This window comes from Achromobacter sp. JUb104 (genome assembly GCF_024806975.1).
Taxonomy (GTDB): domain Bacteria; phylum Pseudomonadota; class Gammaproteobacteria; order Burkholderiales; family Burkholderiaceae_B; genus Achromobacter; species Achromobacter spanius.
In genome coordinates, this window is record NZ_JANUEY010000003.1 from 214,770 (window position 1) to 240,706 (window position 25,937).

19 protein-coding genes and 3 tRNA genes are annotated in these 25,937 nt (G+C 62.5%); 7 read left to right on the forward strand and 15 right to left on the reverse strand.

What is annotated here, in order from left to right:
- Positions 1–3: 3 nt before the first annotated feature.
- The gene (polA, locus tag M2361_RS21515) at positions 4–2,721 is read right to left on the reverse strand and encodes a DNA polymerase I (RefSeq protein ID WP_259251708.1); all 2,718 of its coding nucleotides are present in this window, start codon (positions 2,719–2,721) and stop codon (positions 4–6) included.
- Positions 2,722–2,773: 52 nt separating this feature from the next.
- On the opposite strand from polA, the gene M2361_RS21520 reads away from it, so the two are divergent.
- Positions 2,774–3,400, forward strand: coding sequence for a TIGR00730 family Rossman fold protein (locus tag M2361_RS21520; protein ID WP_259252638.1), 627 nt, complete (start codon positions 2,774–2,776; stop codon positions 3,398–3,400).
- A 37-nt stretch (positions 3,401–3,437) separates the two neighbouring features.
- On the opposite strand, the gene M2361_RS21525 is transcribed toward M2361_RS21520, so the two are convergent.
- Positions 3,438–4,859, reverse strand: coding sequence for a M20 family metallopeptidase (locus M2361_RS21525; protein WP_259251709.1), 1,422 nt, complete (start codon positions 4,857–4,859; stop codon positions 3,438–3,440).
- A gap of 89 nt (positions 4,860–4,948) precedes the next feature.
- Positions 4,949–5,815 (reverse strand): LysR family transcriptional regulator, encoded by an 867-nt coding sequence (locus M2361_RS21530; RefSeq protein ID WP_259251710.1) that lies wholly within the window; start codon positions 5,813–5,815, stop codon positions 4,949–4,951.
- Between the two features lie 109 nt (positions 5,816–5,924).
- Here M2361_RS21530 and M2361_RS21535 point away from each other — a divergent pair, with 109 nt between their 5' ends.
- Complete coding sequence (locus tag M2361_RS21535) at positions 5,925–6,323, forward strand: 4-oxalocrotonate tautomerase (RefSeq protein WP_259251711.1); 399 nt, start codon at positions 5,925–5,927, stop codon at positions 6,321–6,323.
- Positions 6,324–6,435: 112 nt separating this feature from the next.
- Here the strand turns inward: M2361_RS21535 and typA are convergent, their stop codons facing one another.
- The 8 genes from typA to scpB form a co-directional block, all read right to left on the reverse strand.
- Complete coding sequence (gene typA / locus M2361_RS21540) at positions 6,436–8,259, reverse strand: translational GTPase TypA (protein WP_259251712.1); 1,824 nt, start codon at positions 8,257–8,259, stop codon at positions 6,436–6,438.
- Entirely contained in the window at positions 8,256–9,008 is a 753-nt protein-coding gene (gene truB, locus M2361_RS21545) for a tRNA pseudouridine(55) synthase TruB (protein ID WP_100857147.1), read from the reverse strand. The genes typA and truB overlap by 4 nt, the downstream gene beginning before the upstream one ends.
- A gap of 39 nt (positions 9,009–9,047) precedes the next feature.
- Positions 9,048–9,449, reverse strand: a complete 402-nt coding sequence (rbfA, locus tag M2361_RS21550; RefSeq protein WP_006218273.1) for a 30S ribosome-binding factor RbfA — start codon at positions 9,447–9,449, stop codon at positions 9,048–9,050.
- A gap of 23 nt (positions 9,450–9,472) precedes the next feature.
- On the reverse strand, positions 9,473–12,523 hold the full coding sequence (infB, locus tag M2361_RS21555) for a translation initiation factor IF-2 (RefSeq protein ID WP_259251714.1): 3,051 nt from the start codon (positions 12,521–12,523) through the stop codon (positions 9,473–9,475).
- Between the two features lie 95 nt (positions 12,524–12,618).
- The gene (nusA, locus tag M2361_RS21560; protein WP_050447915.1) at positions 12,619–14,097 is read right to left on the reverse strand and encodes a transcription termination factor NusA; all 1,479 of its coding nucleotides are present in this window, start codon (positions 14,095–14,097) and stop codon (positions 12,619–12,621) included.
- Entirely contained in the window at positions 14,094–14,597 is a 504-nt protein-coding gene (gene rimP / locus M2361_RS21565; protein WP_259252639.1) for a ribosome maturation factor RimP, read from the reverse strand. Before rimP ends, nusA begins: the two co-directional genes overlap by 4 nt.
- 572 nt (positions 14,598–15,169) lie before the next feature.
- The gene (gene rluB / locus M2361_RS21570; RefSeq protein WP_259251716.1) at positions 15,170–17,005 is read right to left on the reverse strand and encodes a 23S rRNA pseudouridine(2605) synthase RluB; all 1,836 of its coding nucleotides are present in this window, start codon (positions 17,003–17,005) and stop codon (positions 15,170–15,172) included.
- 35 nt (positions 17,006–17,040) lie between these two features.
- Positions 17,041–18,246, reverse strand: coding sequence for an SMC-Scp complex subunit ScpB (scpB, locus tag M2361_RS21575; protein ID WP_259251717.1), 1,206 nt, complete (start codon positions 18,244–18,246; stop codon positions 17,041–17,043).
- Positions 18,247–18,307: 61 nt separating this feature from the next.
- Here scpB and M2361_RS21580 point away from each other — a divergent pair.
- Positions 18,308–18,384, forward strand: a tRNA-Met gene (locus M2361_RS21580).
- A gap of 612 nt (positions 18,385–18,996) precedes the next feature.
- On the opposite strand, the gene M2361_RS21585 is transcribed toward M2361_RS21580, so the two are convergent.
- The 3 genes from M2361_RS21585 to M2361_RS21595 form a co-directional block, all read right to left on the reverse strand.
- A complete protein-coding gene (locus M2361_RS21585) occupies positions 18,997–19,902 on the reverse strand; it encodes a LysR family transcriptional regulator (RefSeq protein ID WP_259251718.1) in 906 nt (301 codons plus the stop codon).
- Positions 19,903–20,065: 163 nt separating this feature from the next.
- Positions 20,066–21,067 carry a GTP-binding protein gene (locus tag M2361_RS21590; RefSeq protein WP_310508932.1) on the reverse strand — a complete coding sequence of 334 codons (1,002 nt, stop codon included), beginning with the start codon at positions 21,065–21,067 and terminating at the stop codon, positions 20,066–20,068.
- Positions 21,068–21,204: 137 nt separating this feature from the next.
- Positions 21,205–21,280, reverse strand: a tRNA-Asn gene (locus M2361_RS21595).
- A 234-nt stretch (positions 21,281–21,514) separates the two neighbouring features.
- Between M2361_RS21595 and M2361_RS21600 the strand changes: the two genes are divergently transcribed.
- From M2361_RS21600 to M2361_RS21615, 4 genes are all read left to right on the forward strand, one after another.
- Positions 21,515–21,590: transfer RNA gene (locus tag M2361_RS21600), tRNA-Thr, on the forward strand.
- Between the two features lie 139 nt (positions 21,591–21,729).
- On the forward strand, positions 21,730–22,389 hold the full coding sequence (locus M2361_RS21605) for a response regulator (protein WP_259251719.1): 660 nt from the start codon (positions 21,730–21,732) through the stop codon (positions 22,387–22,389).
- Positions 22,386–23,720 (forward strand): ATP-binding protein, encoded by a 1,335-nt coding sequence (locus M2361_RS21610; protein ID WP_259251720.1) that lies wholly within the window; start codon positions 22,386–22,388, stop codon positions 23,718–23,720. Before M2361_RS21605 ends, M2361_RS21610 begins: the two co-directional genes overlap by 4 nt.
- Before the next feature lie 99 nt (positions 23,721–23,819).
- Complete coding sequence (locus M2361_RS21615) at positions 23,820–25,262, forward strand: DegQ family serine endoprotease (protein ID WP_100857155.1); 1,443 nt, start codon at positions 23,820–23,822, stop codon at positions 25,260–25,262.
- A gap of 23 nt (positions 25,263–25,285) precedes the next feature.
- Here the strand turns inward: M2361_RS21615 and maiA are convergent, their stop codons facing one another.
- The gene (maiA, locus tag M2361_RS21620; protein ID WP_259251722.1) at positions 25,286–25,930 is read right to left on the reverse strand and encodes a maleylacetoacetate isomerase; all 645 of its coding nucleotides are present in this window, start codon (positions 25,928–25,930) and stop codon (positions 25,286–25,288) included.
- Between the last annotated feature and the right edge of the window lie 7 nt (positions 25,931–25,937).

A 25,937-nucleotide genomic window follows, 5' to 3' on the forward strand; every position in this document is an offset into this window, starting at 1 on the left:
GGCTTAGTGCGCCTGCTCCCAGTTCTTGCCCATGCCCACTTCCGCGACCAGCGGCACGCGCAGCTCGGCCACCGAACACATCAGGCGCGGCAAGGCTTCCTTGACCACCTCGATTTCGGCGTCCGGCGCTTCCAGCACCAGTTCATCGTGTACCTGCATGATCATGCGGGTTTGCAGCTTTTCCGCTTCCAGCCAGTCCTGCACGGCCACCATGGCCAGCTTGATCAGGTCGGCCGCGGTGCCCTGCATGGGCGCGTTGATGGCCGCGCGTTCTGCCCCCTGCCTACGTGGACCCGACGCCCCACGGATTTCCGGCAACTGCAGGCGCCGACCGAACACGGTTTCAACGTAACCTTGCTCTCGCGCGACGCGGCGCGTGTTTTCCATGTACATCGCCACGCCGGGATAGCGCGCGAAATAGCGGTCGATGTAGGCCTGCGCCGCATCCCGCGTGATGCCCAGGTTGGACGCCAGGCCGAACACCCCCATGCCGTAGATCAGGCCAAAGTTGATGGCCTTGGCCGCGCGGCGCTGGTCGGTGGACACATCCGGCAGCGCCACACCGAACACTTCGGCGGCCGTCGCGCGGTGAATGTCCTCGCCGGCGGCAAACGCGCGTTGCAAGTTGGCGTCGTCCGACACGTGCGCCATGATGCGCAGTTCAATCTGCGAATAGTCGGCCGACAGCAGCATGCCTTCTTCCGCGATGAACGCCTCGCGCACACGGCGGCCCGCCTCGGTGCGCACGGGAATGTTCTGCAGGTTGGGATCGGACGATGCCAGCCGGCCGGTAATCACCGCCGCCTGCGAGTAGCGCGTGTGGACGCGGCCCGTGGCGGGGTTGATCATGCGCGGCAGCTTGTCCGTGTAGGTGGACTTCAGCTTGGACAGCCCACGGTATTCCAGCAGCACCTGCGGCAGCGGATAGTCCAGCGCCAGCTTGGTCAGCACGTCTTCGTCGGTGGACGGCGCGCCGCTGGCGGTCTTGCGCACCACCGGCAACTGCATGCGCTCAAACAGAATTTCACCCAACTGCTTGGGCGAATTCAGGTTGAAGGGCTGACCGGCCAATTCATAGGCCTTTTGCTCCAGCCGCAACATTTCCTGGCCCAGCTTGTGGCTTTGGCGGCCGAGTTCGTCGGCATCCACCTTCACGCCATTGCGTTCGATGGTGGTCAGCACCGCCGACACTTTGATTTCCAATTGATAGATGCGGTCCAGGCCTTCGTCGGCCGCCACCATCGGACGCAGCACGCGATGCAATTGCAAGGTGAAGTCGGCGTCTTCGGCGGCGTAATGCCCCGCCTTGTCCACCGCTACCTCGTCGAAACCGATCTGCTTGGCGCCCTTGCCGCACAGGTCCTCGTACGACACGCCGCTGCGGCCCAGATAGCGCTGGGCCAGGTCGTTGAGCCCCACGCCGCGATGCGATTCCAGCACATAGGCCTGCAGCATCGTGTCGTCGGTAATGCCCGCAAGCTTGATGCCTTCGTTGGCGAACACATGCGCGTCGTACTTGGCGTGATGCAGCAGCTTGGCGCGCGAGGCGTCTTCCAGCCACGGCTTCAAGCGCGCCAGCACCTCGGCCTTGGGCAACTGCGTTGCGCCGTCCGGCCCCCGGTGCGCCACCGGAATGTAGCAAGCCACGCCAGGTTCCACCGCCAGCGACAGGCCAACCAGCCGGGCCTGCATCTGGTCCAGCGATGTGGTCTCGGTGTCCAGCGCCACCAGGGGCGCCCCTTGCAGCTTTTCAAACCAGGCGTCGAATTCGGCCCAGTCGGCAATGATGCGGTAGTCCAGCTCGGCGGGCGCCTGCGGCACCTCCACCGCAATGCGCGCATCGCCCGTGGGCACGCGCTCGGCGTCGCCCGTCAGGTCGCGCAGCCAGGTACGGAAGCCGTAGCGTTCATACAGTTCGGTGAGCGTGGCAATGTCGCGTTCGCGTGGCGTCAGGTCGCTGACGTTTTTTACATGGCCGGTCAGGTCGCAATCGTATTTCACCGTCAGCAGTTGGCGGGTCAGCGGGAAATTGGGAATGGCTTCGCGCAGGTTGTTGCCGGCCACGCCCTTGATGCCATCCGCCCCTTCGACCAGCTTGTCGATGGAGCCGTATTCCGCCAGCCATTTGACCGCCGTCTTGGGGCCGACCTTGGTCACGCCGGGGACGTTGTCCACGGTGTCGCCGACCAGCATCAGGTAGTCCACGATGCGGTCGGGCGGCACGCCGAACTTGTTGACCACGCCGGGCTCGTCCAGCACTTCGCCCGTCATGGTGTTGACCAGCGTGACGTGGCTATTGACCAGTTGCGCCAAGTCCTTGTCGCCCGTGGAAACGATGGTGTGTACATCGTGTTCGGCGGCGTGCTTGGCCAGGGTGCCGATCACGTCGTCCGCTTCCACCCCCTCAATGGCCAGCACCGGCCAACCCAGCGCGCGCACGGCGCGGTGGATGGGTTCGATCTGCGCCGCCAGGTCTTCAGGCATGGGCGGACGGTGCGACTTGTACTCGGGATACAGGTCGTCTCGGAAGGTCTTGCCGCGGGCATCGAAAATACATGCGGCATACTCTGCCTTATGATCAGATACAAGCTTGCGCAGCATATTGACCACGCCGTACAGCGCCCCCGTGGGTTCGCCTTGCGCATTGCGCAAATCAGGCATAGCGTGGAAAGCGCGGTACAAGTAGCTTGAACCGTCGACCAGTAATAAGGTTTTTTTCATGGTTAAAAAGGCAGATATGGAAACACCCGCCGGCAAACAGATTCCGCTGATTATGTCAGAGATACGGACGGCGGCAGACGAGCTCGCGCACATCGGGCCCGCAGTCAGCGTCTTCGGCAGTGCACGAGTCAGCCGTAATTCCCCCCATTATGAAACCACCATCGCCATCTCGGCCGCCCTGGCCAGCGCCGGTTTTGCGGTCATCGCGGGCGGTGGCCCCGGCATCATGGAGGCCGCCAACAAAGGCGCCTTCGAGGCTGGCGGCACCAGCATCGGGCTGAACATCAGCCTGCCGCACGAGGCGCACAACAACGAGTATCAAACCATCAGCCTGTCGTTCGAGTATTTTTTCTCGCGCAAGGCCACGTTCTTCATGCACAGCTTCGCCTACGTGGCGATGCCTGGCGGCTTTGGCACCCTGGACGAGCTCTTCGAAGCGTTGACGCTCATCCAGACGGGCAAGGTGCCGCCGGCGCCCATCGTGCTGGTGGGTAGCGAATATTGGTCGGGCCTGATCGACTGGCTGGGCGATCAGGTGCTGGGCAACGGAATGATCGGCGCGCACGACCTGGACCTTTTCATCATCGAGGACGACCCCGTCAAAGTGGTGCGCCGCGTCGTGGAATTCCATGACAAGGTCACTTCCGAGGCGCAATACGCGCCATCCCTGCCGGCTTGAACACGGCGCGGCCCTCAGGCGAGGGCCGCCTTGCTCCCTAGCGCTTGAACGACGGCACCACCTCGTCCGGAATTGGGCACACATAGGGCTGCCCGCGTCGCGCGTCCAGCAGTTCCTGCTTGGCGCGCGCCAAGGCTTCCGGCTTTACCAGCAGATCAGCCGCCGTCGCCGCAATGATCTTGGCGGCGTGCACCATTCCCTTGTGCGCCATCGACATCTTGCCCTGCGCCACCATCTGCCAGGAATGAAACGGCGTGCCATAGGCGTAGCAGGCGCCCCAACATTGCGCCGTGGGCGTCACCCAACTGACATCGCCCACGTCCGTCGAGCCATAAGTGATCTCGGTCTTGGCCGGGTCAAACGGCGCCACGCCCGCGAACAGCGGCGTGGGATTGCGCAGTACCGCGCCCAGGTTCTTGCCTGCGTTGTCGATGTCGTCTTCCGTGATCGAATCCCACATCCGGCGCGCCACCTGTTCTTCTCCTGGGGTATAGGCCGGACCTTGCAGCGCCTGCATGTTGGCGTACATGATTTCGTTCAGCACACGGTTCGGCATGTAGTTCGAACACGCCTTGTCGAACACGATGTCCAGCTCGCAGCCGGTCATCAGCGCCGCGCCCCGCGCTACGTTCTTGACCCGCTCGTACAGTTCGGCCGCCTGCGAATTGATGGGCGCGCGCACCAGGTACAGCACCTCGGCGCGGGCCTGCACCACATTGGGCGAAATGCCGCCGCTGTTGGTCACGGCGTAATGCACGCGCGCGTCCGGCACCATGTGCTCGCGCAGGTAGTTAACGCCCACATTCATCAGTTCCACGGCATCAAGGGCGCTGCGGCCCAGATGCGGTGAATTCGCGGCGTGGGCCGCGATGCCGCGGAAACGGAAGTAGGCCTGGATGTTCGCCAGCGTGGACTGGTGGAAGATGCCTGTGTGCGAAGCCGGATGCCAAGTCAAGGCAGCATCAAGCTCATCGAAAAGGCCCTCGCGCGCCATGAAAGTCTTGCCCGACCCGCCCTCTTCCGCCGGACAGCCGTAGAAACGGATGGTGCCCGGCAACTGGTTGGCTTCCAGGAATTCCTTGACCGCCACGGCGGCAAAGTGCGCTGCCGTGCCCAACAAGTGGTGGCCGCAACCGTGGCCATTGCCGTTGGGCGTTTCCGGCGACGGCTGGCACGCAAAGGCGCCGCTTTCCTGGCTCAGGCCGGACAGCGCGTCGTATTCGCTCAGGATGCCGATGACGGGACCACCCTGGCCGGCCTCGGCCACGAACGCCGTGGGAATGCCGGCCGCGTCGCGGGTGATGCGAAAGCCGGCTTCTTCCAGCATCGCAATGTGCAATTCGGCTGACTTGTGTTCGTCGTAGCGTAGTTCAGCCAAGCTCCAGATGCGGTCGCTCAGTTCCGCATAACGCTCGCTGCGCGCGTCGATGAACGGCGCAAGTTTGTCGATGGCACCCATGATCTCTCCTCTGCTGGTTTCGGCAGTTTCGATCATTTTTCGATTGGAGGCGAGTCTGTTCAAGCCCCCCTTCGCCGAGGCAGCTCCGATCAGCTCAGCGCCTTGACGATGGCCTCGCGCGCCAATCCGATGAACTCGCTTTCCCCGGTTCGGGCCGGCAACAAACGAAATTCCACAGAGGGCAGCGCGGGCAAACCAGGCGCATGCAAACGTGCGATCCCGGGCGCCAGGGCGGATTCATTCAGGCAGGCCACGCCCAGCCCGGCCGACACCGCCAACTGCAATCCCGCCACCCCAGACGCCACGTGCGCCACCGTATAAGGCACGGCACGCCGCGCAAGCTGCCGTTCCACATACTGGCGCAATGCGCAGGTCTCCGGCAGCACCAGCAAGGGCAAGGGAGCGTCGTCCGACGGCGCGCCTGCGCCCTCGGCCGTCATCCACAGCAGCGGCTCGCGGCGCAACAGCGCGCCCTGCGCGCGGGCTCGCGGCGCACCGCGCTCCTGGATCGACATCGATATGCCCACGTCGATTTCACCGCGCTCGTAGGCGGCCTCGATGGCGCCGCTTTTCATGATCGTCACGTGCAGCCGCACCTGCGGGTATTGCTCGTTCAAACGTCGCAGCATGCGCGCCACATCGCCGGGCCGAAAGTAATCCGTAATGAACAGCCGCAGTTCGCCGCGCAACGCCACGCCACGCAGATCCCGGTAGGCCTCGTCGCTCAAGGCCAGGATGGCGCGCGCATGTTGCAGCAGGCGTTCGCCCGCGGGTGTAGCCGCCACCCCCGTTTTTCCACGCACCAGCAGGGCTTGGCCCGCGCGCTCTTCCAGTTTGCGCATCTGTTCGCTGACCGACGATTGCGACAGGAAAACCTTCGGCGCCGCCGCCGTCAGGCTGCCCGCGTCCAGCACGGCGACCAAGGTGCGCAACTGGTCCAGATCAAAACCCGACATGGCTCTATCCGACGGATTACTCGATGGATGAAATCGTAATTTCCCGCTTTTCCGATGTCAAACGGCTTTCTACACTGGCCTTGTACCCCTCACAAACTGGAGTCCTGTCATGCCCCATATCGTCGTACATCTTTCTGGCCAATCCGATCCCGCCATCAATCGCCGCGTCGTTGAATCCGTGGCTGGGCTGACGCAGTCCGTGCTGGGCAAGAAGCTGCCAGTCATCGCGATTACCTTGCAGCACATCCCGCACGACCTCTGGTTCATTGGCGGAACGCCGCTCTCCGAGCAGGGCAAGAACGCCTTTCACCTGGACATCAGCGTCACGGACGAAACCAATACCAAGGCCGAGAAAGCGCGCTTCATCAAGGAGATTTATGCGGCGTTCCAAGGGATTCTGGGCGAACTGCACGAATGCTCTTACGTGCATGTGATCGACGCGCGCGCAGCCGCATATGGGTATGGTGGCGCCACCCAGGAATACCGGCATCAGCAAAGCGGACTCTAAGAAAAGCGGGCTATAAGACGGCCCGCGCATCGTGAAAAAAAAAGCCGCGCACCCGAAGGTGCGCGGCTTTGTCTTATGCGAAGGCCACAGCGAGTGTGGCCGTCGTGCCCGCTTAGGCCGAGGCTTCGCGCGCGGCGCGCTTGCGTTCGTTTTCCAGCAGGTGACGCTTACGCAGACGGATCGACTTCGGCGTGATTTCCACGAGTTCGTCGTCGTCGATGAATTCAACGGCGTATTCCAGCGACATCTGGATCGGCGGAACCAGGCGCACGGCTTCGTCGGTACCCGAGGCGCGCACGTTCGTCAGTTGCTTGCCCTTGATCGGGTTCACAACCAGGTCGTTGTCGCGGCTGTGAATGCCGATGATCATGCCTTCGTACAGCGCATCGCCCGGGCTCACGAACATGCGGCCGCGATCCTGCAGCTTCCACAGTGCGTAGGCCACGGCGTCGCCTTGGTCCTGGCTGATCAGCACGCCGTTACGGCGCTCACCAATCGCGCCTTCCTTGACCGGGGCGTATTCGTGGAAGATGTGGCTCATCAAGCCCGTGCCGCGCGTCAGCGTCAGGAACTCGTTCTGGAAGCCGATCAGGCCACGGGCCGGGATCAGGTATTCCAGGCGCGTACGGCCACGGCCGTCCGGCTGCATGTCCTGCAGGTCGCCCTTGCGGCGGCCCAGCTCTTCCATCACGCCACCTTGGTGAGCGTCTTCAACGTCGATGGTCAGCGATTCAAACGGCTCGCACTTCACGCCGTCGACTTCCTTGAACACCACGCGCGGACGCGACACGGCCAGCTCGTAGCCTTCGCGGCGCATCGTTTCCAGCAGAATCGTCAGGTGCAGTTCGCCACGGCCCGACACTTCGAACACGGTGTCGTCGCCCGTGTCGCGCACACGCAGCGCCACGTTGGACTTCAGCTCGCGATCCAGGCGGTCACGCACTTGGCGGCTGGTCACGAACTTGCCTTCACGGCCGGCCAGCGGCGACGTGTTCACCATGAAGTTCATGGTCAGCGTCGGCTCGTCGATGCGCAGCATCGGCAGGGCTTCCTGCGTAAGCACGTCGGTCACGGTGCAGCCAATGCCCAGCTCTTCGATGCCGTTGATCAGCACGATGTCGCCGGCTTCGGCTTCTTCCACCACGACACGCTCCAGGCCATGGAACTTCTGGACCTGGTTGATGCGGCCCTTGCCGCCCTGGCCGTCGGGACCGAACTTGTAAGCCACTTCCATGCCGGGGCGCATGCGGCCACGGTTGATGCGGCCCACGCCGATCTTGCCGACGTAGCTGTTGTAGTCCAGCGAGATGATCTGCATCTGCAGCGGGCCGTTGGGGTCATCTTCACGCTGCGGCACGTGTTGCAGAATGGCTTCGAACAACGGGCGCATGTTGCCTTCGCGCACGTCCGGGGTCAGGCCGGCGTAGCCCGACAGGCCCGAGGCGTAAACCACCGGGAAGTCCAGCTGTTCTTCGGTCGCGCCCAGCTTGTCGAACAAGTCGAACGTGGCGTTGATGACGAAGTCGGTGCGGGCGCCGGGGCGGTCAACCTTGTTGACGACCACGATCGGCTTCAGGCCCAGGGCCAGTGCCTTGCGCGTCACGAAAATGGTCTGCGGCATCGGGCCTTCAACGGCGTCAACCAGCAGCAGCACGCCGTCAACCATCGACAGCACGCGCTCGACTTCACCACCGAAGTCGGCGTGACCCGGGGTGTCGACGATGTTGATGTGCGTGCCTTCGTATTCAACGGCACAGTTCTTGGCCAGAATCGTGATGCCGCGTTCTTTTTCCAGATCGTTCGAGTCCATGACCCGTTCGGTCAGCGCCTGGTTTTCGCGGAAGGTGCCGGATTGGCGCAGCAGCTGGTCGACCAGGGTTGTTTTACCGTGGTCCACGTGGGCGATGATGGCGACGTTGCGCAAGGCGCGAGTCATAGCGAGTCCTTTAAGGTCAGGGTGGAGGGCAGCAAGCCCTCCGGCAATTCGTTCAGTGCAAGCAATGCCTGCTTCGGGTCTGGCATGGCCTGCAAGGCTTCCAGCGCAACGGCGCGTTCCAGAGAAAAAGGCCCGACGTGCGTGCGCCGCAGCGCCGTCAGGTGGGCGTAACAGCCCAGCACGCGCCCGATGTCCTGGGCCAGTGTTCGGATGTATGTGCCTTTACTACAAGCCACATCGATCTCTGCCTGCGTTCCCGACAGGGACAACAGCTCGATGCGGTGAATCGTGATTTGGCGCGGGGCCCGTTCCAGCTCGATGCCGGCGCGGGCGTACTCGTACAACGGCTTGCCGTCGCGCTTGAGCGCGGAGTACATCGGCGGAATCTGCTCGATCGTGCCCGAGAAACGTGACAGCGCGTCGCGCAGCGCTTGCTCGTCAACGGTAAAGCCCGGTTCGGCGGTGGACACGACATTGCCGGTCAGGTCGCCAGAATCGGTTTCGCTGCCAAATTGCAGCGTAGCGCGATACGCTTTGTCGGCGTTAAGCATCGCGCCGGAAATCTTGGTTGCGCGTCCCATGCAGCACACCAGCAAGCCGGTGGCGAAGGGATCCAGCGTGCCTGTATGACCGGCTTTCGCCGCGTCCATGGAACGCTTGGCGCGTTGCAAGGCGTGGTTGCTCGACAAACCTACGGGTTTGTCGAGCAACAGCACACCGTCGAGCAAAAGCCCGCGTCGTTTAGCCATCGTCGGAATCCGGTTGAAAAAGCAGTGACGACAGCCCGATCAGGACTGGTCTTCAGGTTCGTCAGGCACGCCCGAGTGGGGGCCGGGCCGATTTGCGCGGTCGATGAGGATCGACATTTCGATGCCACGGGCGATTTGCTCGTCGTGGAAGAAGCGCAAAGTGGGGACAGTGTGTATGTGCAGCAGCTTGTAAAGCTGGGAATGCAGCCAACCGGCTTTTTCGTTCAGCAAGGCGGTGGCGGCTTCGGGCTCGGCGCCCAAAACCGTGAACCACACCTTGGCATGCGCGTAGTCGGTCGACAATTCCACACCGGAGAGCGTGATCAGCCCAGCGCGAGACATATCGATTTCGCGCTGAATGATCTCCGCCAGATCCTTTTGGATCTGGTCGGCCAGTCGCAGATTGCGACCGGGGATGGCTTTGGACTTGTGACGGCTCATTAGCAATAATGCCTCGCGACGCTTTACAGCGTACGCGCGATTTCCTTGATTTCAAAGACTTCCAGCTGGTCACCCACCTGGATGTCGTTGTTGCCGCGCAGCGTAAGACCGCAATCGAAGCCAGATTTGACTTCCTTGACGTCGTCCTTGAAGCGGCGCAGCGATTCAAGATGCCCCGTCCAGGTAACCACGTTGTTGCGCAGCAGGCGTACCTGGGAATCGCGGCGGACGATGCCGTCAAGCACCATACAACCAGCGATGTTGCCAAGGCGCGAGATGCTGTAGACCTCACGGATCTCGACCAGGCCGATGATTTCTTCCTTCTTCTCGGGCGCCAACATGCCCGACATGGCCGCCTTAACTTCATCCACGGCGTCATAGATGATGTTGTAGTAGCGCACGTCGATGCCGTTGTTTTCGGCCAGCTTCTTGGCGCTTGCTTCCGCACGCACGTTGAAGCCGATCACGACCGCATTCGAGGCGATGGCCAGGTTGATGTCGGTTTCCGAGATGCCGCCGACAGCCGCGTGCACCACTTGCACACGAACTTCGTCGGTCGACAGCTTGACCAGCGACTGCACCAGCGCTTCCTGCGAACCTTGCACGTCGGTCTTGACGATAAGCGTGAGCGTTTGCGTGCCCTCGCCCAGGTTGTCGAACATCGATTCCAGCTTGGCGGCCTGTTGGCGCGCCAGCTTGACGTCGCGGAACTTGCCTTGGCGGAACAGCGCGATTTCGCGCGCCTTGCGCTCGTCGGACAGAGCCATCAGCTCGTCACCGGCAGCCGGCACTTCGGTCAGGCCTTGAATTTCAACCGGGATGGACGGGCCGGCCGATTGGATCGGCTTGCCGTTTTCGTCCAGCATGGCGCGCACGCGGCCAAAGCTTGCGCCGGCCAGCACCACGTCGCCGCGCTTGAGCGTACCGCTCTGCACCAGGATCGTCGCGACCGGGCCACGGCCCTTGTCCAGACGGGCTTCGATGACCAGGCCCTTGGCGGGCGCGTCTTCCGGCGCCTTCAGTTCCAGCACTTCGGCTTGCAGCAGCAAGTTTTCGAGCAGGTCGTCAATGCCTTCACCGGTCTTGGCCGACACGCCCACGAAGGGCACGTCGCCGCCGTATTCTTCCGGCACGACCTGTTCGGCAACCAATTCCTGCTTGACGCGTTCCGGGTTGGCCGAAGGCTTGTCGATCTTGGTCACCGCCACGACCATGGGCACGCCCGCGGCCTTGGCATGGTGGATGGCTTCGCGCGTTTGCGGCATCACGCCGTCGTCGGCGGCCACCACCAGAATCACGATGTCGGTCGCCTTGGCGCCGCGAGCACGCATGGCGGTAAACGCTTCGTGGCCCGGGGTGTCAAGGAAGGTCACCATGCCGCGTTCGGTTTGAACGTGGTAGGCGCCGATGTGCTGCGTAATGCCGCCGGCTTCGCCCGCGGCAACCTTGGCGCGGCGGATGTAATCCAGCAGCGAGGTCTTGCCGTGGTCAACGTGGCCCATGACGGTAACAACCGGAGCGCGCGGCAGTTGCTCGGCTTCGGACACTGCCGTGGAATCGTCCAGGAACGCTTCCGGATCATCCAGCTTGGCGGCGATCGCCACGTGGCCCAGTTCTTCAACCACGATCATGGCCGTTTCCTGGTCCAGTACCTGGTTGATGGTGACCATCTGGCCCAGCTTCATCAGATGCTTGATGACTTCGGCGGCCTTCACGGACATCTTGTGAGCCAGATCGGCCACGCTGATGGTTTCCGGCACGTGCACTTCGCGAGCAATGAATTCTTGCGGTGCGGGCTCGTTGCGGCGGTCGTTCTGCTGGTTGCGACCACCACGGCCGCCGCCCTTGCCACCACCCTTGCCACCTGCACGCCAGCCGTCACGGCTGGCCGGGGCTGCGGGCTTGTCGGCCGGCTTCTTGCGCGAGGCGTCATCAGACCAGGTCGAAGCGACTTCGGCGGTCTTGATGGTCTTCTTCGTGCCGGGAGCGGCGGGCTTGGCGTCTTTCTTGGCGCCGGGCGTAGCACCCGGCTTGCCGGCCGGCTTGTGCAGCGTGCCCGAAATCGGAGCAGCGGCGGCGGCGGGCGCCTCCGGCTCGGGGGCACGCAATACCTTGCGCGGACGGTTCAGCATTTCGCGCAGCGCGGCGGCTTCGGCCTCGGCGGCACGGCGGGCCTCATCGCGGCCACCCGTCGTAGCGGAAGCGGCAAGCGGCGGGCCGGCGCGGCGGTTGTCGGCACGATTGCCCACCCGGACGGGGGGCGTGGCCGGCGCGGGCGCGGCGGACTGCACAGGTTCGGACTTCGCGGCAGGCTGCGCCTGGGCGATCGGCGCATTGGCCTGGGGGGAAGGTGTATCGGACTTATTGGCTAGCACAACGGGTTCCGGCTTGGCTTCTTCAGCCGTGGGCTCGGTGGATTCAGTCTTAACTTCGGGCTTGGCCTCTTCGGCCACGGGCTCGGCAGGAGCAGGCGCCGGCGTCGGTTCGGGTTCAGGCTGGGCCTGGACTTCGGCGGCTTGCGCCTCGACGGTGGCGGGCACTTCGGCCGCGACGGATTCAACAGGCGCGGGCGCTTCAACCGGCGCGGGCGCTTCTACAGCAACAGGCTCTTCCGCCTCGACGGGGGCCGGAGCCTCCGCTTGGACGGGCGTGGCTTCGCGGGGCTCGGCCACGGCAGGAGCCTCGGGTGCAGCCGGCGCGGACACCTGCTGCTCTTCTTCAACAGCAACTTCATCTTCGGCACGCGCGGACGCGGCCTGCTCCAGGGCAATTTCGGAGGGATCACGCTTGACGAACACGCGCTTCTTGCGCACTTCGACCTGAATCGTGCGCGAGCGGCCGGTGGCGTCAGCCTGCCGGATCTCGGACGTCTGGCGGCGCGTCAGGGTGATCTTCTTGCCTTCGGTCGCGCCATGGGCGCGGCGCAGCGATTCGAGCAATTTCGCCTTGTCGCTGTCGGTGACGGAATCGTCAACCGATTTGAGGTCAACACCAGCCGAGCGCAGCTGATCCAGCAGCACATTGGCAGGCATTTTCAGCTCGGTAGCGAACTGGGCGACGGTGTTACTCGACATTAGGCTCTCTCTTCCCTATATGCAGCAATTACAAACAACGTGAACTTGCGGTGGATGAATCCAGCACTACCCACCGCAGACCCGTGTCCTTATGGTTATTCTTCGTCGAACCAATGGGCACGGGCACGCATGATGAGGTCGCTGGCTTCCTGCTCGGTCAAGCCGGCGATTTCTGCCAGTTCGTCCGTTGCCAATTCGGCCAGATCATCTCGCGTATGCACTTGGCGCTCGGCCAGCTTGGCAGCCAGCTCTTGCGTCATGCCTTCGAGTTCAAGCAAATCCTGTGCGGTCTCAAGGCGCTCTTCCTGGGCAATTGCTTCAGTCAGCAGCGCATTGCGGGCACGGGCACGCAATTCATTGATGGTGTCTTCGTCAAACGCTTCGATTTCCAGCAGTTCCTGCATGGGTACGTAAGCGATTTCCTCGATACCGGTGAAACCTTCGTCGATCAGGATGTCAGCGACTTCCTCATCAACGTCCAACTTGCTCATGAACGTGGTGCGCAGACCCGAGCGCTCGACTTCCTGGCGGTTCAGGCTTTCTTCCGGCGTCATGATGTTGATCTGCCAGCCAGTCAGCTCGGACGCCAGGCGCACGTTCTGACCCTTGGCGCCAATGGCCTTGGGCAGGTTTTCCTCGTCGACGACGACGTCCATCGCATGCTTGTCTTCGTCAACGACGATCGATTCGACGTTGGCCGGCGCCAAGGCGCCAATGACAAACTGCGCGGGGTCTTCCGACCACAAGACGATGTCGACCTGTTCGCCGCCCAGCTCGTTGCGCACCGCGGTGACACGCGAACCACGCATGCCCACACACGTGCCGATCGGATCGATACGCTTATCGTATGCCACGACGGCGATCTTCGCACGCACACCCGCATCGCGAGCGGCGGCCTTGATTTCCAACAGGCCCTGCTCGATTTCCGGGACTTCGTTCTCGAACAACTGGCGAATGAACTCGGGCGAGGTGCGCGACAGAATCACTTGCTGGCCACGCGCGGCGTGGTCAACACGCAACACGAAGGCGCGGACGCGGTCGGCAACCCGGAGGTTTTCCTTCGGGATCATTTCGGAACGCGGCAGGCGCGCTTCGATCTTGCCCGTTTCCACGATGGCATCGCCCTTGTCCATGCGCTTGATCGTGCCGGACACAATGGTTTCGCCACGGTCCAGGAAGTCGTTCAGCACCTGTTCGCGTTCGGCGTCACGGATTTTTTGCAGGATGGCCTGCTTGGCCGCCTGCGCGCCGATACGGCCGAATTCGATGGGCTCAAGCGGCTCTTCGATGTATTCGCCTTCCTGGATATCAGGAACGATTTCTTGCGCATCCGACAGCATTTCCTGCTTGTCGGGCTCTTGCAGGCCCGCTTCGTCGGGCACTACCAGCCAGCGGCGGAAGCCCTCGTGATCGCCGGTTTCCCTATCGATGGCGACACGAATGTCCGCATCATCCTTGAAGCGCTTTTTCATGGCCGAGGCCAGCGCGCTTTCCAGCGCACCGAACACGACGTCACGCGTGACGTTCTTTTCACGCGCCAAGGCATCGACCAACAGAAGAATTTCGCGACTCATCGCTTTTTGCCCTTGAAATCCAGAACGGGATCCAGTTTTGCACGTTCGATATCTTCGACCGTGAAATTCAACACCTGGACTTCGTTCTTTTTTGCCTCAAATTCGAGACCGAACACGGTCTTGTGCATGCCAGCATCGGCGTCCGAGGCAGCGGCGTCGTCTTCGGGCACGGTTAATGTGCCGGAGAAAACCTTACGTCCGTCTAATGCCTCACGTAGCTTGATCTCGATGCGCTCACCTGCAAAACGGCGGAATTCAGCCTCGTTGCGCAACGGGCGATCAATGCCCGGCGAACCGACTTCCAGCCGTTTGTAGTCAACGTTCTCGACCTCAAACACCCGCGACAATTGGCGGGAAACCTGTTCACAGTCTTCGATGCGCACACCGCCGACCCGATCGATCGTTACGCGTAAAAGGCCCAGGGCGGCACGCTCGACGTCCACGAGTTCGACGTCCATGCCGGCCAGAGCCTCTTCGGTCAATGCGAATAAATCAGCCATATACTCAAAAAAAATGGGCTGCACGCCCAGCCCACCGATATTGCGCAGAGCCCAGCCGCTTCCCTACTACACGTAAGGAGCAATGCTGGGCAGCGCCCTATATTGCGACCTAATTTGATGCACCATGGGTTGTCCCATCCCTGCCAGCCCAAACCCAAGCCTTCAGGTCTGGCGACACTTGGCGCATATCCGATGCCAACTGCTATTGAACTGCGCTATGCATTGTCTTGCCTTGCATTGCTTTGCCTTGCCTTGCCTTGCGCGCCAACTTGATCATTGGCTGCCCAGCTAACTCAAGCTCGGGCATTTCTGCCCCGTTGCATTTCTGCCCCATTGCTTTAGCCGAGATTTTGCGCTGCGGTTTAGCCCTGCCCTCGCGGTTTAGCCCTGCGTTTTCACTCGCTCTTGCCAACCATCAGCCAGAGTCGGGACGCAAAAAGCAATGACGCGAAGCCATGAAAACCATTGATTTTACCAGATAAACAGGAAAAACGCCTGATTCATCTAGGGCTTACGCTTATACGGGACATATCGCGGCCAGCGGCGCGATCAACGCGCCACTGGCAGGCAAATCAACGGCCTTGACGACCACGCCCGCCCATGACGCCCAAGCGGGATTCATGCGCCGACGCGCCGCGAGGTTGCCAATCGTCGCCACGCGGCGCCGACGAAGCAGCGCGCGGTGCACGCGGCTTGCCGCCCGCACCCGGGCCCTTATTGGCCGCCGGACCACCCGCACTGCGCGGCCCTTCAGACTTGTTTCCACCACGGCCACCCGCAGCCGCGGGCTTGCCATTCCGACCACCGTTGCCGCCGCGCGCGCCTTGCGGCTTGCCGCCCGGCTTGCCACCGGAAGGCTTGCGGCCACCGCCCACCTGGCCTTCGGCCACGTTGCCGACAACGCCGGCATCTACCGACGCCACGTTGCCCGGCTGCCCACCCGCTGCCGCCGCACGCGGACCGCGCGGCCCACGCGGCTTGCCGCCCATCTTGCCAGCAGGCTTGGCGCCCGGCTTACCGCCTGGCTTGCCATCGGGACGCCCGCCGCCCGCCGATGCCGAGCGACCACCGCCGGGCTTGCCGCCCTTGCGATTGCCACCAGGGCCTTCCGCGGCAAGCGGATGACCATTGGCATAGCCGCCGGCAATCATCAGGCCGGTACCGAAGGGGTCGGACGGACACGCCGCCGCTTGCCCCGCGCTGCCCAAGCGGCCGCCTTGCAGCTTGCCTCGACGGCCAATACGGGCGCCATTCATGCCATTGCGATCCATGGTGCCGAAGCCCGGGGGCAGCGCGCTGTCATGGGATTGGGGCTGCTTCGAACGGCGGCGGTTGCCACCCGATTCGTCGTCATCACGCAACAGCCCAAGCTGGACCATCAATGCGGTGACCAACGAGCCATCCAGCTCTTCCCAGCGACCACGACGCAAGCTGCGGGGCAGCACCACATCGCCGAAGCGGGTACGGATGAGTCGGCTGACGGTTACGCCAACCGCTTCGAACATGCGGCGCACTTCGCGATTGCGCCCTTCCTGCAAGGTGACGCGGTACCAGCGATTGCTGCCGTCGCCACCCAGATAATCCAGCGCGCCAAAAGCCGCCACACCATCTTCCAGCTCAATGCCATCAACCAGCGACTGGCGTTGCGCCTCGTCCATCTCGCCCAGCACACGGACGGCGTATTCTCGCTCGGTGCCGTAACGGGGGTGCATGATGCGGTTGGCCATGTCGCCCGACGTCGTGAAGATCAGCAGACCTTCAGTATTCAAGTCCAGGCGCCCCACCGACAACCACTTGCCCGTGCGCAGCTTGGGCAAGCGGGCGAACACGCTGGCGCGTCCAGCCGGATCGTCGTGGCTGACGATTTCGCCTGCGGGCTTGTGATACAGGATCACGCGCGGGGGCTTCTTGGTATTGGTCCGCATGATGGGCTTGCCATTCACGCGAACCTGATCATTCGGCGCAACGCGCTGGCCAATATGAGCCGGCTCGCCGTTGACCGACACTCGGCCGGCCACAATCAGCTCTTCCATCTCGCGGCGCGAACCGATGCCCGCATCCGCCAGTACCTTGTGCAGCTTGGGCATGACCGAATCGCTATTCAGGTACTTGCCCAGGCGCTGTTCCATGCGGTCAGCGTTGTCAAGATACGACAGCGCCTGCTCCGCCTCTTGCTCGCCACCACGGGAGTCAGCGGACTCGACCGATGCGGCGGCGGCCGGTTGGCCCTCTGCCGCCGGGGCCTGCTCTGCCGCGGCATCGCCACGACGGCGGCGGAAAGGCGTCCTGAGCTTGCGACCACGCCCACGAGCGCCGGCCTCGCCTTCAGGTGCCGATTCGCGCACGGGGGAGGAATCCGGCTGACCGTTGGAAACGGTGTCATCCGAACGGGGATTGTCGTCCTGCATTGCTGTATTCGTTGTCACTGGGACAGCTCCGAATTTCAAACTTGGGTAGGCCTGCCAGGGGCGGGCTCGTCATCATCAGGGGACGCCGAATCGTGGCCAGCGCCAGGCTGCGCCGGATCCACGTCGTCCGAGGCCGAGGAAGCGGCATCGGTTTCGGGCCGAACAGGATCATCAAGGCCGAAATCGGGCTCATGCCCAGCCGCGCCAGGCGCTGCGTGATCGGTCTCGTCAATCGGGTCGGTCGGTTCCGCGTGTTTTGCGTTCTCGACACTTTCCTTTGCAGCACCGGCCTCAGTGGGGTCGGCGGCTATATCGGAAATGTCGTTGCCGGCTCTGTCGTCGGGAAAACCGGACAGGTTCGGCGTATTGGACAAGCCTTCGGCTTGCTCCCGGACGGTGGGTTCGTCGTCGGGATTCGCGCCTTCTTCTGTGCGCGAAACGACGGATTCTACGCTATCGACCGGGTCTATGGGTGCATCCTGTGCCGAAACTGACAATTCCGCAACTGGGATATCGTCATTTTCCGGCACTTGGTCGGCATTTTCGACGGCAAATTCGCCCTGAGCTCCCTCGTCGCCATCGACGCCGAGCTCAGCCGAATCGCTTACCCCTTCGGAGACAACCTCCGCGCCCGCCGATGCATCCACGGGCGTGGCGCCCTCGCCCGTCAATTGCTGCACCTCACCCAGATCCAAGCCCGCCAGCGCAGCGGCGGCATGGGCGGATTCCAGGGGCGGCAACTCATCCAGCGCTCGCAGGCCGAGATCGTCCAGGAAATGGCGCGTGGTCCCGAACAGAGCCGGACGGCCCGGCGCATCGCGGTGCCCGATCACCTCGATCCACCCTCTATCTTCCAGAGCTTTCACGATTTGCGACGACACGGTCACGCCGCGTATGTCTTCAATATCGCCCCGGGTTACGGGTTGACGCCAAGCCACAATGGCCAGCGTCTCCATGACGGCGCGTGAATACTTGGGCGGCTTTTCGGGACTAAGCCGCTCAAGATAGCGCTGCATATGCGGCCGGCTTTGAAAGCGCCACCCGCTCGCCAGTTGCACAAGTTCCAGGCCGCCATCGGCCCAGTTGGCTTGCAGCGTCTCCAACAACCCGCGTAGCTTGCTGTTGTCAAACTGCTCATCGTCCCCGAATAGCTTGCGCATATCGGACAGTTGCATCGGCTGCACCGCGCATAACAACGCGGTTTCCAGCACGAGTATTGCCTCGCTATCGTTCATCGACATTCAAATTCAAAAGGGCTAACTTGCACAAGGTGGAAAATAAGGTTAATATTCTTTTCTCAGACGCGGGGTGGAGCAGTCTGGCAGCTCGTCGGGCTCATAACCCGAAGGTCGTAGGTTCAAATCCTGCCCCCGCAACCAAATTGATCAAGGCCTGGCGAATGCGCCGGGCCTTTTTCATTTGCGCTGCAATTCATTTGCGCTGCAATTTTTGCGCGGGCGAAAGCGGACGCCATCAGACCCACATCAACGCCGGCCTGCCGGACCACCACGTATGGGGACCCACGATAGACGACATTGATGAGCGTAGTGTTCACAAGGTTCCTGGGTTGATCGCCATGCGTGACAAGCACGCACCGAAGCAGGCGCGTCGGTCAAGATAGGCAATGTGCCTGCCGCTTCGTATTGCGGCAAACGCCTTAAGCAAATTCTGGAAAAGCTGGCATCAACGGCCAACAAGCCTGCGGGACCCGCCGGAAGCCGGCGCCATTGTCCTGCGGCAATCAGTATCAAGGACCCGGATCATCAGGCTTGGGGCCGGACATTGCGGCTAACCGCCCCGCCTTCCCCCACACTAAGACCCGCCTTGCCACGCTGCGGCCAGATCTCGGCCAGACTTACGATTCTTGGATATTTTCGAAGACTACATGCTAGCGGACATTGGCTTGAACCAAACCGTCCACACATTTCGGAAATTATACCGCCATAACCCGAGCCCTCAAGAACGGGAACCCGCATAACGGCGCACTACATTCAGGCACCCGGCCGGTCCCAAGGTGCCGAACCCAGTCGCTCGACCAGGAAGTCCAGCATGGAACGCAGTATCAGCGGCATCTGCCGACGGGATGCGTAAACGCCATAAATACCGAGTTCCTGCGGTTTACATTGCGGCAAAATCGCCTTTAACCGACCCGCTGCAATATATTCAGTTGCGCAATAAGTGGGCAGCATTGCAATACCCGCCCCTTCCAAGGCGGCGCTTAACAACACTGACGCCTCATTGGCGCTGATATTGCCACTCACCGGCACATCCACGGGCTGGCCGTCGCGCTCGAAACGCCACAGGCTTTTGCCAAAATAAGAGTGGGTCAGGCAGTTTCGCAAAGACAGGTCTTCGATCCGCGCCGGCAGCCCTTCGCGAGACAGATATTCGGGCGATGCGCACACCATCGACCGGCACACCGCCAGCTTGCGGGCAATCAGATTGGGATCCAGGTCGTTCGTGATGCGCACCGCCAAATCCACGCGCTCTTCGACCAAGTTGACCGCTCGCTCGACCAACATCAGGTCAACCGACGTGTCCGGGTGCAGCTTGACGTAGTCAGCCACCACCTTCGCAAGGTGGCGCGAACCAAAAGACATGCTGGTGGTGACCCGCAACAGCCCGCGCGGGGTGTCTTCGGGGGTGGAGACCGCGCTGCGCAGATCACCCACCATATCCAGCATTTGCCGGCAGCGCGGCAACGTTTCCGCACCCGCGGGCGTAAGGCTCAAGCGGCGCGTCGTGCGATGCAGCAAGCGCACCCCGACCCACTGCTCCATTTCCGCCAGATAGCGCGACACCATTGCGCGCGACATATCCAAATGAATTGCCGCTGCCGACAAGCTTCCCCGGTCAGCAACCTCCACGAACACCTGCATCGCCTTCAAACGATCCATGATTGTCTCGGTTCTTGCATCAGACCGTACCGGTTATACCGTATTTCCGTGCAACATCCGCGCCCAAATGGCGACATTTTGAGCACCGAGACGTGTCACCAGATCAGGCTAAGCTCAACCCTGCAACTGCCCCAGCGCGACACCCACCGCCCTGCGAACCTCATCAATAAATATCCAGACCACGCACGATATAGACCAGGCTCGAGGCTCGGTCGTCGCTTGGCCATTGCGCGAGCATCCGCAAGGGATACAACTCGCCATGCACGCCGTGCACCTCACAAGGCAGCGTTTCGCCTTCGAAACAGACCAAGCCCTTCATTCGCAGAATGGCCTGGCCAAAGCGCTCCTGTATCAGGGAAACGCCTGCAAGGAATGCTGCCCGACCCACCGGGGACGACAGAACCACCGAAAAACTACCCACATCCGCATGCCGACCGGACGCGGGCCCCGAAAAAGCTTGTAGCCAGTTCGACAACGCGACACCATCGCGCCGCATGCGCATGTCCGGTCCTTCGCGCAGGACGCCGGCCAAGGGCGAGTCCTGACGCTGCACGCAGCGCTGCGCACCGGGATTGATCGCAACGACCGCCTGCTCGACTCGTCGCAATTGCGCGGCGTCCGCCAAGTCTGATTTGCTCAACACCACAATATCGGCCAGGGCCAATTGCCGCGCGGCCTCGGGCTGGGTCGCCAATTGCATTTCGCCGTGGCGAACATCCACCAGCACGATCGCGCCGCGATACACATAGCGCTCGGAGAGGAACCGGTCGTGCTTGAGCATGAAGAGCGTCGACGCAGGATCCGCCAGCCCGCTGGTTTCAATGATCACGTGGCGAAACGGCTTGATCCGGCGGCTGACCGCCAGCATGAAGAGCTCGCGCAGGGTGTCGACCACCGCGCCACTGACCACGCAGCACAGGCAGCCGCCTTCGATAAGCACGACATTGGCGGGCGCCAATCTGACCAGATGATGGTCCACACCAATGTCGCCATACTCGTTGACCACAACGACGGCATCCGAATAGGCGGGCTCGTGCAGCAAGCGGTTAAGCAGCGAGGTCTTGCCGCTACCCAGAAAACCGGAGAGCACTGTCACGCCGATGCGCCTGTCGTCTTTCTGTCCGCTCTCGTTCTGCTCGCCCTCTTTCAGCCCATCGTCTTCCATCACTCGCCCCGAAAGAACCAAAAAGAAGAGAAAAACAAAAAGGGCCACCCGCTTTCGCGAGTGGCCCTTCTGTTCGGCTTGGGTCAGTGAGCTTTGGCATTTCTATGGGCTGCAGCTTCCTGACCTTGAATTTCTTTTGGCTCCCCGAGCTGGGCTCGAACCAGCGACCTGCGGATTAACAGTCCGTCGCTCTACCGACTGAGCTATCGGGGATCTGCCAAGAACGCAATTATGACCTAAATTTTTAGCGCATGCAAACTGCGAATTTTTTGCTGATTTTTAAGCCGATCGTTTCCCATCGCCAAAAAACTCTGATATGATTTCGGTCTTTCCAGATCAGGCCCCATAAACAGGGCGAAAAACTGGGAAGCACAAAGATGTTTTGCTTAACCTTTGGCGCCGGTGAAATCCTGATTTCAGCACGCAAAAATTGAAGCAAATGGTCTTGCCGGCATAGCTCAGTTGGTAGAGCAGCGCATTCGTAATGCGAAGGTCGTAGGTTCGACTCCTATTGCCGGCACCAAATTCTAAAAGCAGCCCTCTCGGGCTGCTTTTTTCATTTCCGCGCCAGAACATTTCGTGCTCCCTGGCCAGCTTGGGAACTCCACCCACCCACCGCGCATCCAACTTGCTGGATTTCATTCAGCCAAGCGAAGACCACCATGCGCATCCTCCTCGTTGAAGACGACCTCATGATCGGTGAAAGCGTGCTGGATTGCCTGCGCGCGGAACACTATGCCGTTGATTGGGTCAGGGACGGCAACGCCGCCGAACTGGCGCTGCGCACCGATACGTATGACCTCATCCTGCTGGACCTGGGCCTGCCCAAGCGCGACGGCCTGGCCTTGCTGCGCGACCTGCGCACTCGCAAGGACCGCACGCCGGTGCTGATCGCCACGGCCCGTGATGCCGTCAGCGACCGTATTGCAGGGCTGGATGCCGGCGCGGATGACTACATCGTCAAACCCTACGATGTGGACGAGTTGCTGGCGCGCATGCGTGCCCTTATCCGCCGCAGTGCCGGCCGCGCCGAGCCCGTGTTCGAACATGACGGCATCACCATCGACCCGCAGGCGCACGCCGCGATGGTGGATGGCACGCCCGTGGCGCTGACGGCCCGCGAGTGGGCCGTGCTGGAACCCCTGATCTCGCGTCCCGGCATGATCTTTTCACGCGCGCAACTGGAAGAAAAACTCTACAGCTGGAAGGACAGCGTCAGCAGCAACGCGGTTGAGGTTTATATTCATGGCCTACGCAAAAAACTCGGTCCGGACTTGATTCAGAACGTCAGAGGCGTCGGCTATGTCATTCCCAAAGCATGAGCATCAGGCTTAGCGGTTCACTACGCGCCCGCCTGCTTTTCTTTCTACTGGCCGCCATCATGGTCGGCGCGCTGGCGCAGGGCGCGATCGCCTATCGCAGCACGCTGGCCCAGGCCGATGACATTTTCGATTCGCTGCTGCAACACACCGCGCTGTCGCTGGGCACGGGCGACGGCCTGCTCAGCACTGGCCCCACGCAGAGCCGGGGCGCCGCAACCCCCATGGCCGATGACCTGATCATCCAGATATGGACGCCGGACGGCCTGCGCGTCTTCAATTCCCGTTCCCGCCGCCCCCTGCCCGACCAGATCGTGCTGGGCTTTTCCGATGCGCGAATGGAAGGCACCACGTACCGCGTGTACGCGCTGGCCACCCCCTTCCAAGTGATTCAGGTGGCGCAAGACATGGCCGTGCGCAAGCACATGGCACGTGAACTCGCGCTGCGCACCATCGCCCCCATCGCGGCGGCGGCGCCGTTGCTGATGCTGATTGTGTGGTGCGTGGTCAGTTGGTCCCTGCGGCCGGTCAAGCGTGCCCGTGCGCAGGTGGCGGCACGCCAGCCCGAAGACCTGTCGCCCGTCAATGTACAAGGGCTGCCCGACGAGATCCGCCCCCTGATCCTGGAGTTGAACCTGCTGCTGGAGCGGATGCGCGGCGCCTTCGCGCAGCAGAAACAGTTTGTGGGTGACGCGGCGCACGAACTGCGCTCGCCGCTGGCAGCGCTACGGCTGCAGTTGCAGGCACTGCAACGCGCGGGTGACCCGGAAACTCGGCAAGTGGCGGAACAGCGACTGGCAGCGGGCATCGACCGCGCCACCCGGCTGGTCGAGCAATTGCTATCCATGGCCCGCCACGAGAGCGCTACCGAACAGACGCCGGCCGGCCCCGTGGACCTGGCCGACGTACTGCGCCAAGCCCTGTCCGAAACCTTGGCGCAGGCCAATGCCAAGTCCCTCGCCGTCGACCTGGAAGGTGCGCTTGACGCTCGCGTACAAGGCCACCACGACGCGCTGGTCTTGTTGGCCCGCAACCTGTTGGACAACGCCATCAAGCACTCACCTACCGGCGGACGCATCCGGCTGCGCCTGGAAACGTCGCCGGACAAAGCGGCGTTCATCATTGATGACGAAGGCCCCGGCATCCCGCCCGCCGAACGCGAACGCGTGTTTGACCGTTTCTATCGTGCCGAGGGCAATACGCAGCACGGCAGCGGACTGGGGTTGTCGATCGCACGCGCCATTGCCGACCAGCATGGCGCCGAGATTCTCCTTGACGATGCGCCCGGTGGCCAAGGGCTGCGCGCCCGCGTGGAATTTCCGCTGTCGCGTTGAGAACGACGAAATAGCGACGGGACCACGCGATTTAAGATTCCCCTAAGTGTCAGGCCCGAAGATAGCGCCATGTCCTCAAACATGAACGCAGGAGCCGACATGAAGACCTCGCAACTGAAACCCTCGCGCCTGATGCTGGCGCTGCTGGCCGCTGGCGCCATTGGCGGCGCTGGCGCAACCGCCGTGATGGGCGGCGTGTCGATGGCGGCCAACGCGCCGACCGCGATCGCTGCCCCGCAATCCATCAATACCTCCAGCCCGCCCAACTTCGCGCAGATTACCCGCGACTTTGGACCGGCCGTCGTCAACATCAGCGTCAGCGGCACCCGCAAGGTGTCGGCCAATGATGATGACCCCTTCGCCCAGTTCTTCGGCCAGATTCCTGGCGCGCGCGGCGGCATGCCGTCGCGTGAAGTGCCGATGCGCGGCGAAGGCTCGGGCTTCATCATCAGCAATGACGGCATCATCCTGACCAACGCGCACGTCGTGCAGGATGCCAAGGAAGTCACCGTCAAGCTGACCGACCGCCGCGAATACAAGGCGAAAGTGCTGGGCGCCGACCCCCAGACCGACGTGGCCGTGCTGAAGATCGACGCCAAGAACCTGCCGGTGGTCAAGGTGGGCGACGTCAATCAATTGCAGGTAGGTGAATGGGTGCTGGCCATCGGCTCGCCTTATGGCCTGGAGAACACCGCCACCGCGGGCATCGTCAGCGCCAAGGGCCGTTCGCTGCCCGACGACACCTCGGTGCCCTTCATCCAGACGGACGTGGCGGTCAACCCGGGCAACTCGGGTGGCCCGCTGTTCAACGACCGCGGCGAAGTCGTGGGCATCAATTCGCAGATCTACAGCCGCACCGGCGGCTTCCAGGGCCTGTCGTTCTCGATTCCCATCGACGTGGCCTACAAGATCAAGGACCAGATCCTGGAGCACGGCAAGGTGCAGCATGCGCGCCTGGGCGTGACGGTGCAGGAAGTAAATCAGGACCTGGCCAATTCGTTCAAGCTGGATTCGCCGTCCGGCGCGCTGGTGTCCAGCGTGGAGAAAGGCAGCGCCGCCGCCAAGGCCGGCTTGCAGCCCGGCGACGTGGTCAGGCAGATCAACGGCAAGACCATCGTGTCTTCTGGCGACCTGGCATCGATGATCACGTTGGCGTCGCCCGGCGAAAAGATCAAGCTGGACATCTGGCGCGCCGGCGCCCCGAAGGAACTCGTCGCCACGCTGGGCGGCATTCCCAAGGACAAGACGCAGACGGCATCCGGCGATCAGGAAGTGCAACGCGGCCAACTGGGCTTGGCGCTGCGCCCCCTGAGCCCGCAGGAACAGCAGGCGTCAGGCACCGAAGGATTGCTGATCGAGCGCTCCGCCGGGCCGGCCGCCAAGGCGGGCATTGAACCGGGTGATGTGCTGCTGTCGCTCAATGGCGTGCCGGTGCACAACATCGGGCAAGTGAAGGAAGCGCTGTCCAAGGCAGGCAAGACCGTTGCCCTGCTGGTACAGCGCGGCGAAGACAAGATCTTCGTGCCGGTGCAGATCGGCTAAGCCTTCCTGCCGGCTTCCCGGGTTTACTCCGCGTCGGGCTGCTTGCCCGGCGCGGCGTCTGCGAAGGCCGGCAATTCGCGGCAGGCGGCATCGATGCGCATCACGTTCGGCATGGCCGACAGGTCGCAGTCGAAACGCTGCGCATTGGCCACCTGCGGCACCAGGCAAAGGTCGGCGATGGTCGGCGTGTCGCCGTGGCAAAAGCGGCCCGTGGCACTAGAACGCGCCAACTGCGCTTCCAGGGCTTCCAGGCCTTGTTCCACCCAGTGCTTGTACCAAGCCGTCTTCGCGGCTTCGTCCACGCCCAGCGTGTGCTTCAGATACTTCAGCACGCGCAGGTTGTTCAAGGGATGCGTGTCGCATGCAATGCCCAGCGCCAGGTCGCGCACCCGCGCGCGGCCAATCGCATCGGACGGCAACAGCGGCGTCTGGGGATGCGTTTCTTCCAGGTATTCGATGATGGCAAGCGATTGGCCGATGACGGCCTCGCCATCGATCAGGGTCGGCACCAGCGCCGTCGGATTCAGCTTGCGGTATCCGTCCGACAACTGTTGGCCGCCATCCTTCAGCAGATGCACGGGCAGGTATTCGTACGCCAGCCCTTTCAGGTTCAGGGCAATGCGCACGCGGTACGCAGCCGAGCTGCGGAAATAGCTGTACAACTGCATGAAGTCT

Excerpts from the sequence above, each read along its gene's own strand:
- M2361_RS21535 (WP_259251711.1), top strand. The coding sequence starts at position 5,925 with ATGCCCCATATCGTCGTACATCTTTCTGGCCAATCCGATCCCGCCATC.
- maiA (WP_259251722.1), bottom strand. The coding sequence starts at position 25,930 with ATGCAGTTGTACAGCTATTTCCGCAGCTCGGCTGCGTACCGCGTGCGC.
- M2361_RS21605 (WP_259251719.1), top strand. The coding sequence starts at position 21,730 with ATGCGCATCCTCCTCGTTGAAGACGACCTCATGATCGGTGAAAGCGTG.
- rbfA (WP_006218273.1), bottom strand. The coding sequence starts at position 9,449 with ATGAGCCGTCACAAGTCCAAAGCCATCCCCGGTCGCAATCTGCGACTG.
- M2361_RS21585 (WP_259251718.1), bottom strand. The coding sequence starts at position 19,902 with ATGGATCGTTTGAAGGCGATGCAGGTGTTCGTGGAGGTTGCTGACCGG.
- M2361_RS21530 (WP_259251710.1), bottom strand. The coding sequence starts at position 5,815 with ATGTCGGGTTTTGATCTGGACCAGTTGCGCACCTTGGTCGCCGTGCTG.
- typA (WP_259251712.1), bottom strand. The coding sequence starts at position 8,259 with ATGACTCGCGCCTTGCGCAACGTCGCCATCATCGCCCACGTGGACCAC.
- M2361_RS21615 (WP_100857155.1), top strand. The coding sequence starts at position 23,820 with ATGAAGACCTCGCAACTGAAACCCTCGCGCCTGATGCTGGCGCTGCTG.
- M2361_RS21525 (WP_259251709.1), bottom strand. The coding sequence starts at position 4,859 with ATGGGTGCCATCGACAAACTTGCGCCGTTCATCGACGCGCGCAGCGAG.
- rluB (WP_259251716.1), bottom strand. The coding sequence starts at position 17,005 with ATGCAGGACGACAATCCCCGTTCGGATGACACCGTTTCCAACGGTCAG.
- scpB (WP_259251717.1), bottom strand. The coding sequence starts at position 18,246 with ATGTCGATGAACGATAGCGAGGCAATACTCGTGCTGGAAACCGCGTTG.
- M2361_RS21520 (WP_259252638.1), top strand. The coding sequence starts at position 2,774 with ATGTCAGAGATACGGACGGCGGCAGACGAGCTCGCGCACATCGGGCCC.
- M2361_RS21610 (WP_259251720.1), top strand. The coding sequence starts at position 22,386 with ATGAGCATCAGGCTTAGCGGTTCACTACGCGCCCGCCTGCTTTTCTTT.
- polA (WP_259251708.1), bottom strand. The coding sequence starts at position 2,721 with ATGAAAAAAACCTTATTACTGGTCGACGGTTCAAGCTACTTGTACCGC.
- rimP (WP_259252639.1), bottom strand. The coding sequence starts at position 14,597 with ATGGCTGATTTATTCGCATTGACCGAAGAGGCTCTGGCCGGCATGGAC.
- nusA (WP_050447915.1), bottom strand. The coding sequence starts at position 14,097 with ATGAGTCGCGAAATTCTTCTGTTGGTCGATGCCTTGGCGCGTGAAAAG.
- M2361_RS21590 (WP_310508932.1), bottom strand. The coding sequence starts at position 21,067 with ATGGAAGACGATGGGCTGAAAGAGGGCGAGCAGAACGAGAGCGGACAG.
- truB (WP_100857147.1), bottom strand. The coding sequence starts at position 9,008 with ATGGCTAAACGACGCGGGCTTTTGCTCGACGGTGTGCTGTTGCTCGAC.
- infB (WP_259251714.1), bottom strand. The coding sequence starts at position 12,523 with ATGTCGAGTAACACCGTCGCCCAGTTCGCTACCGAGCTGAAAATGCCT.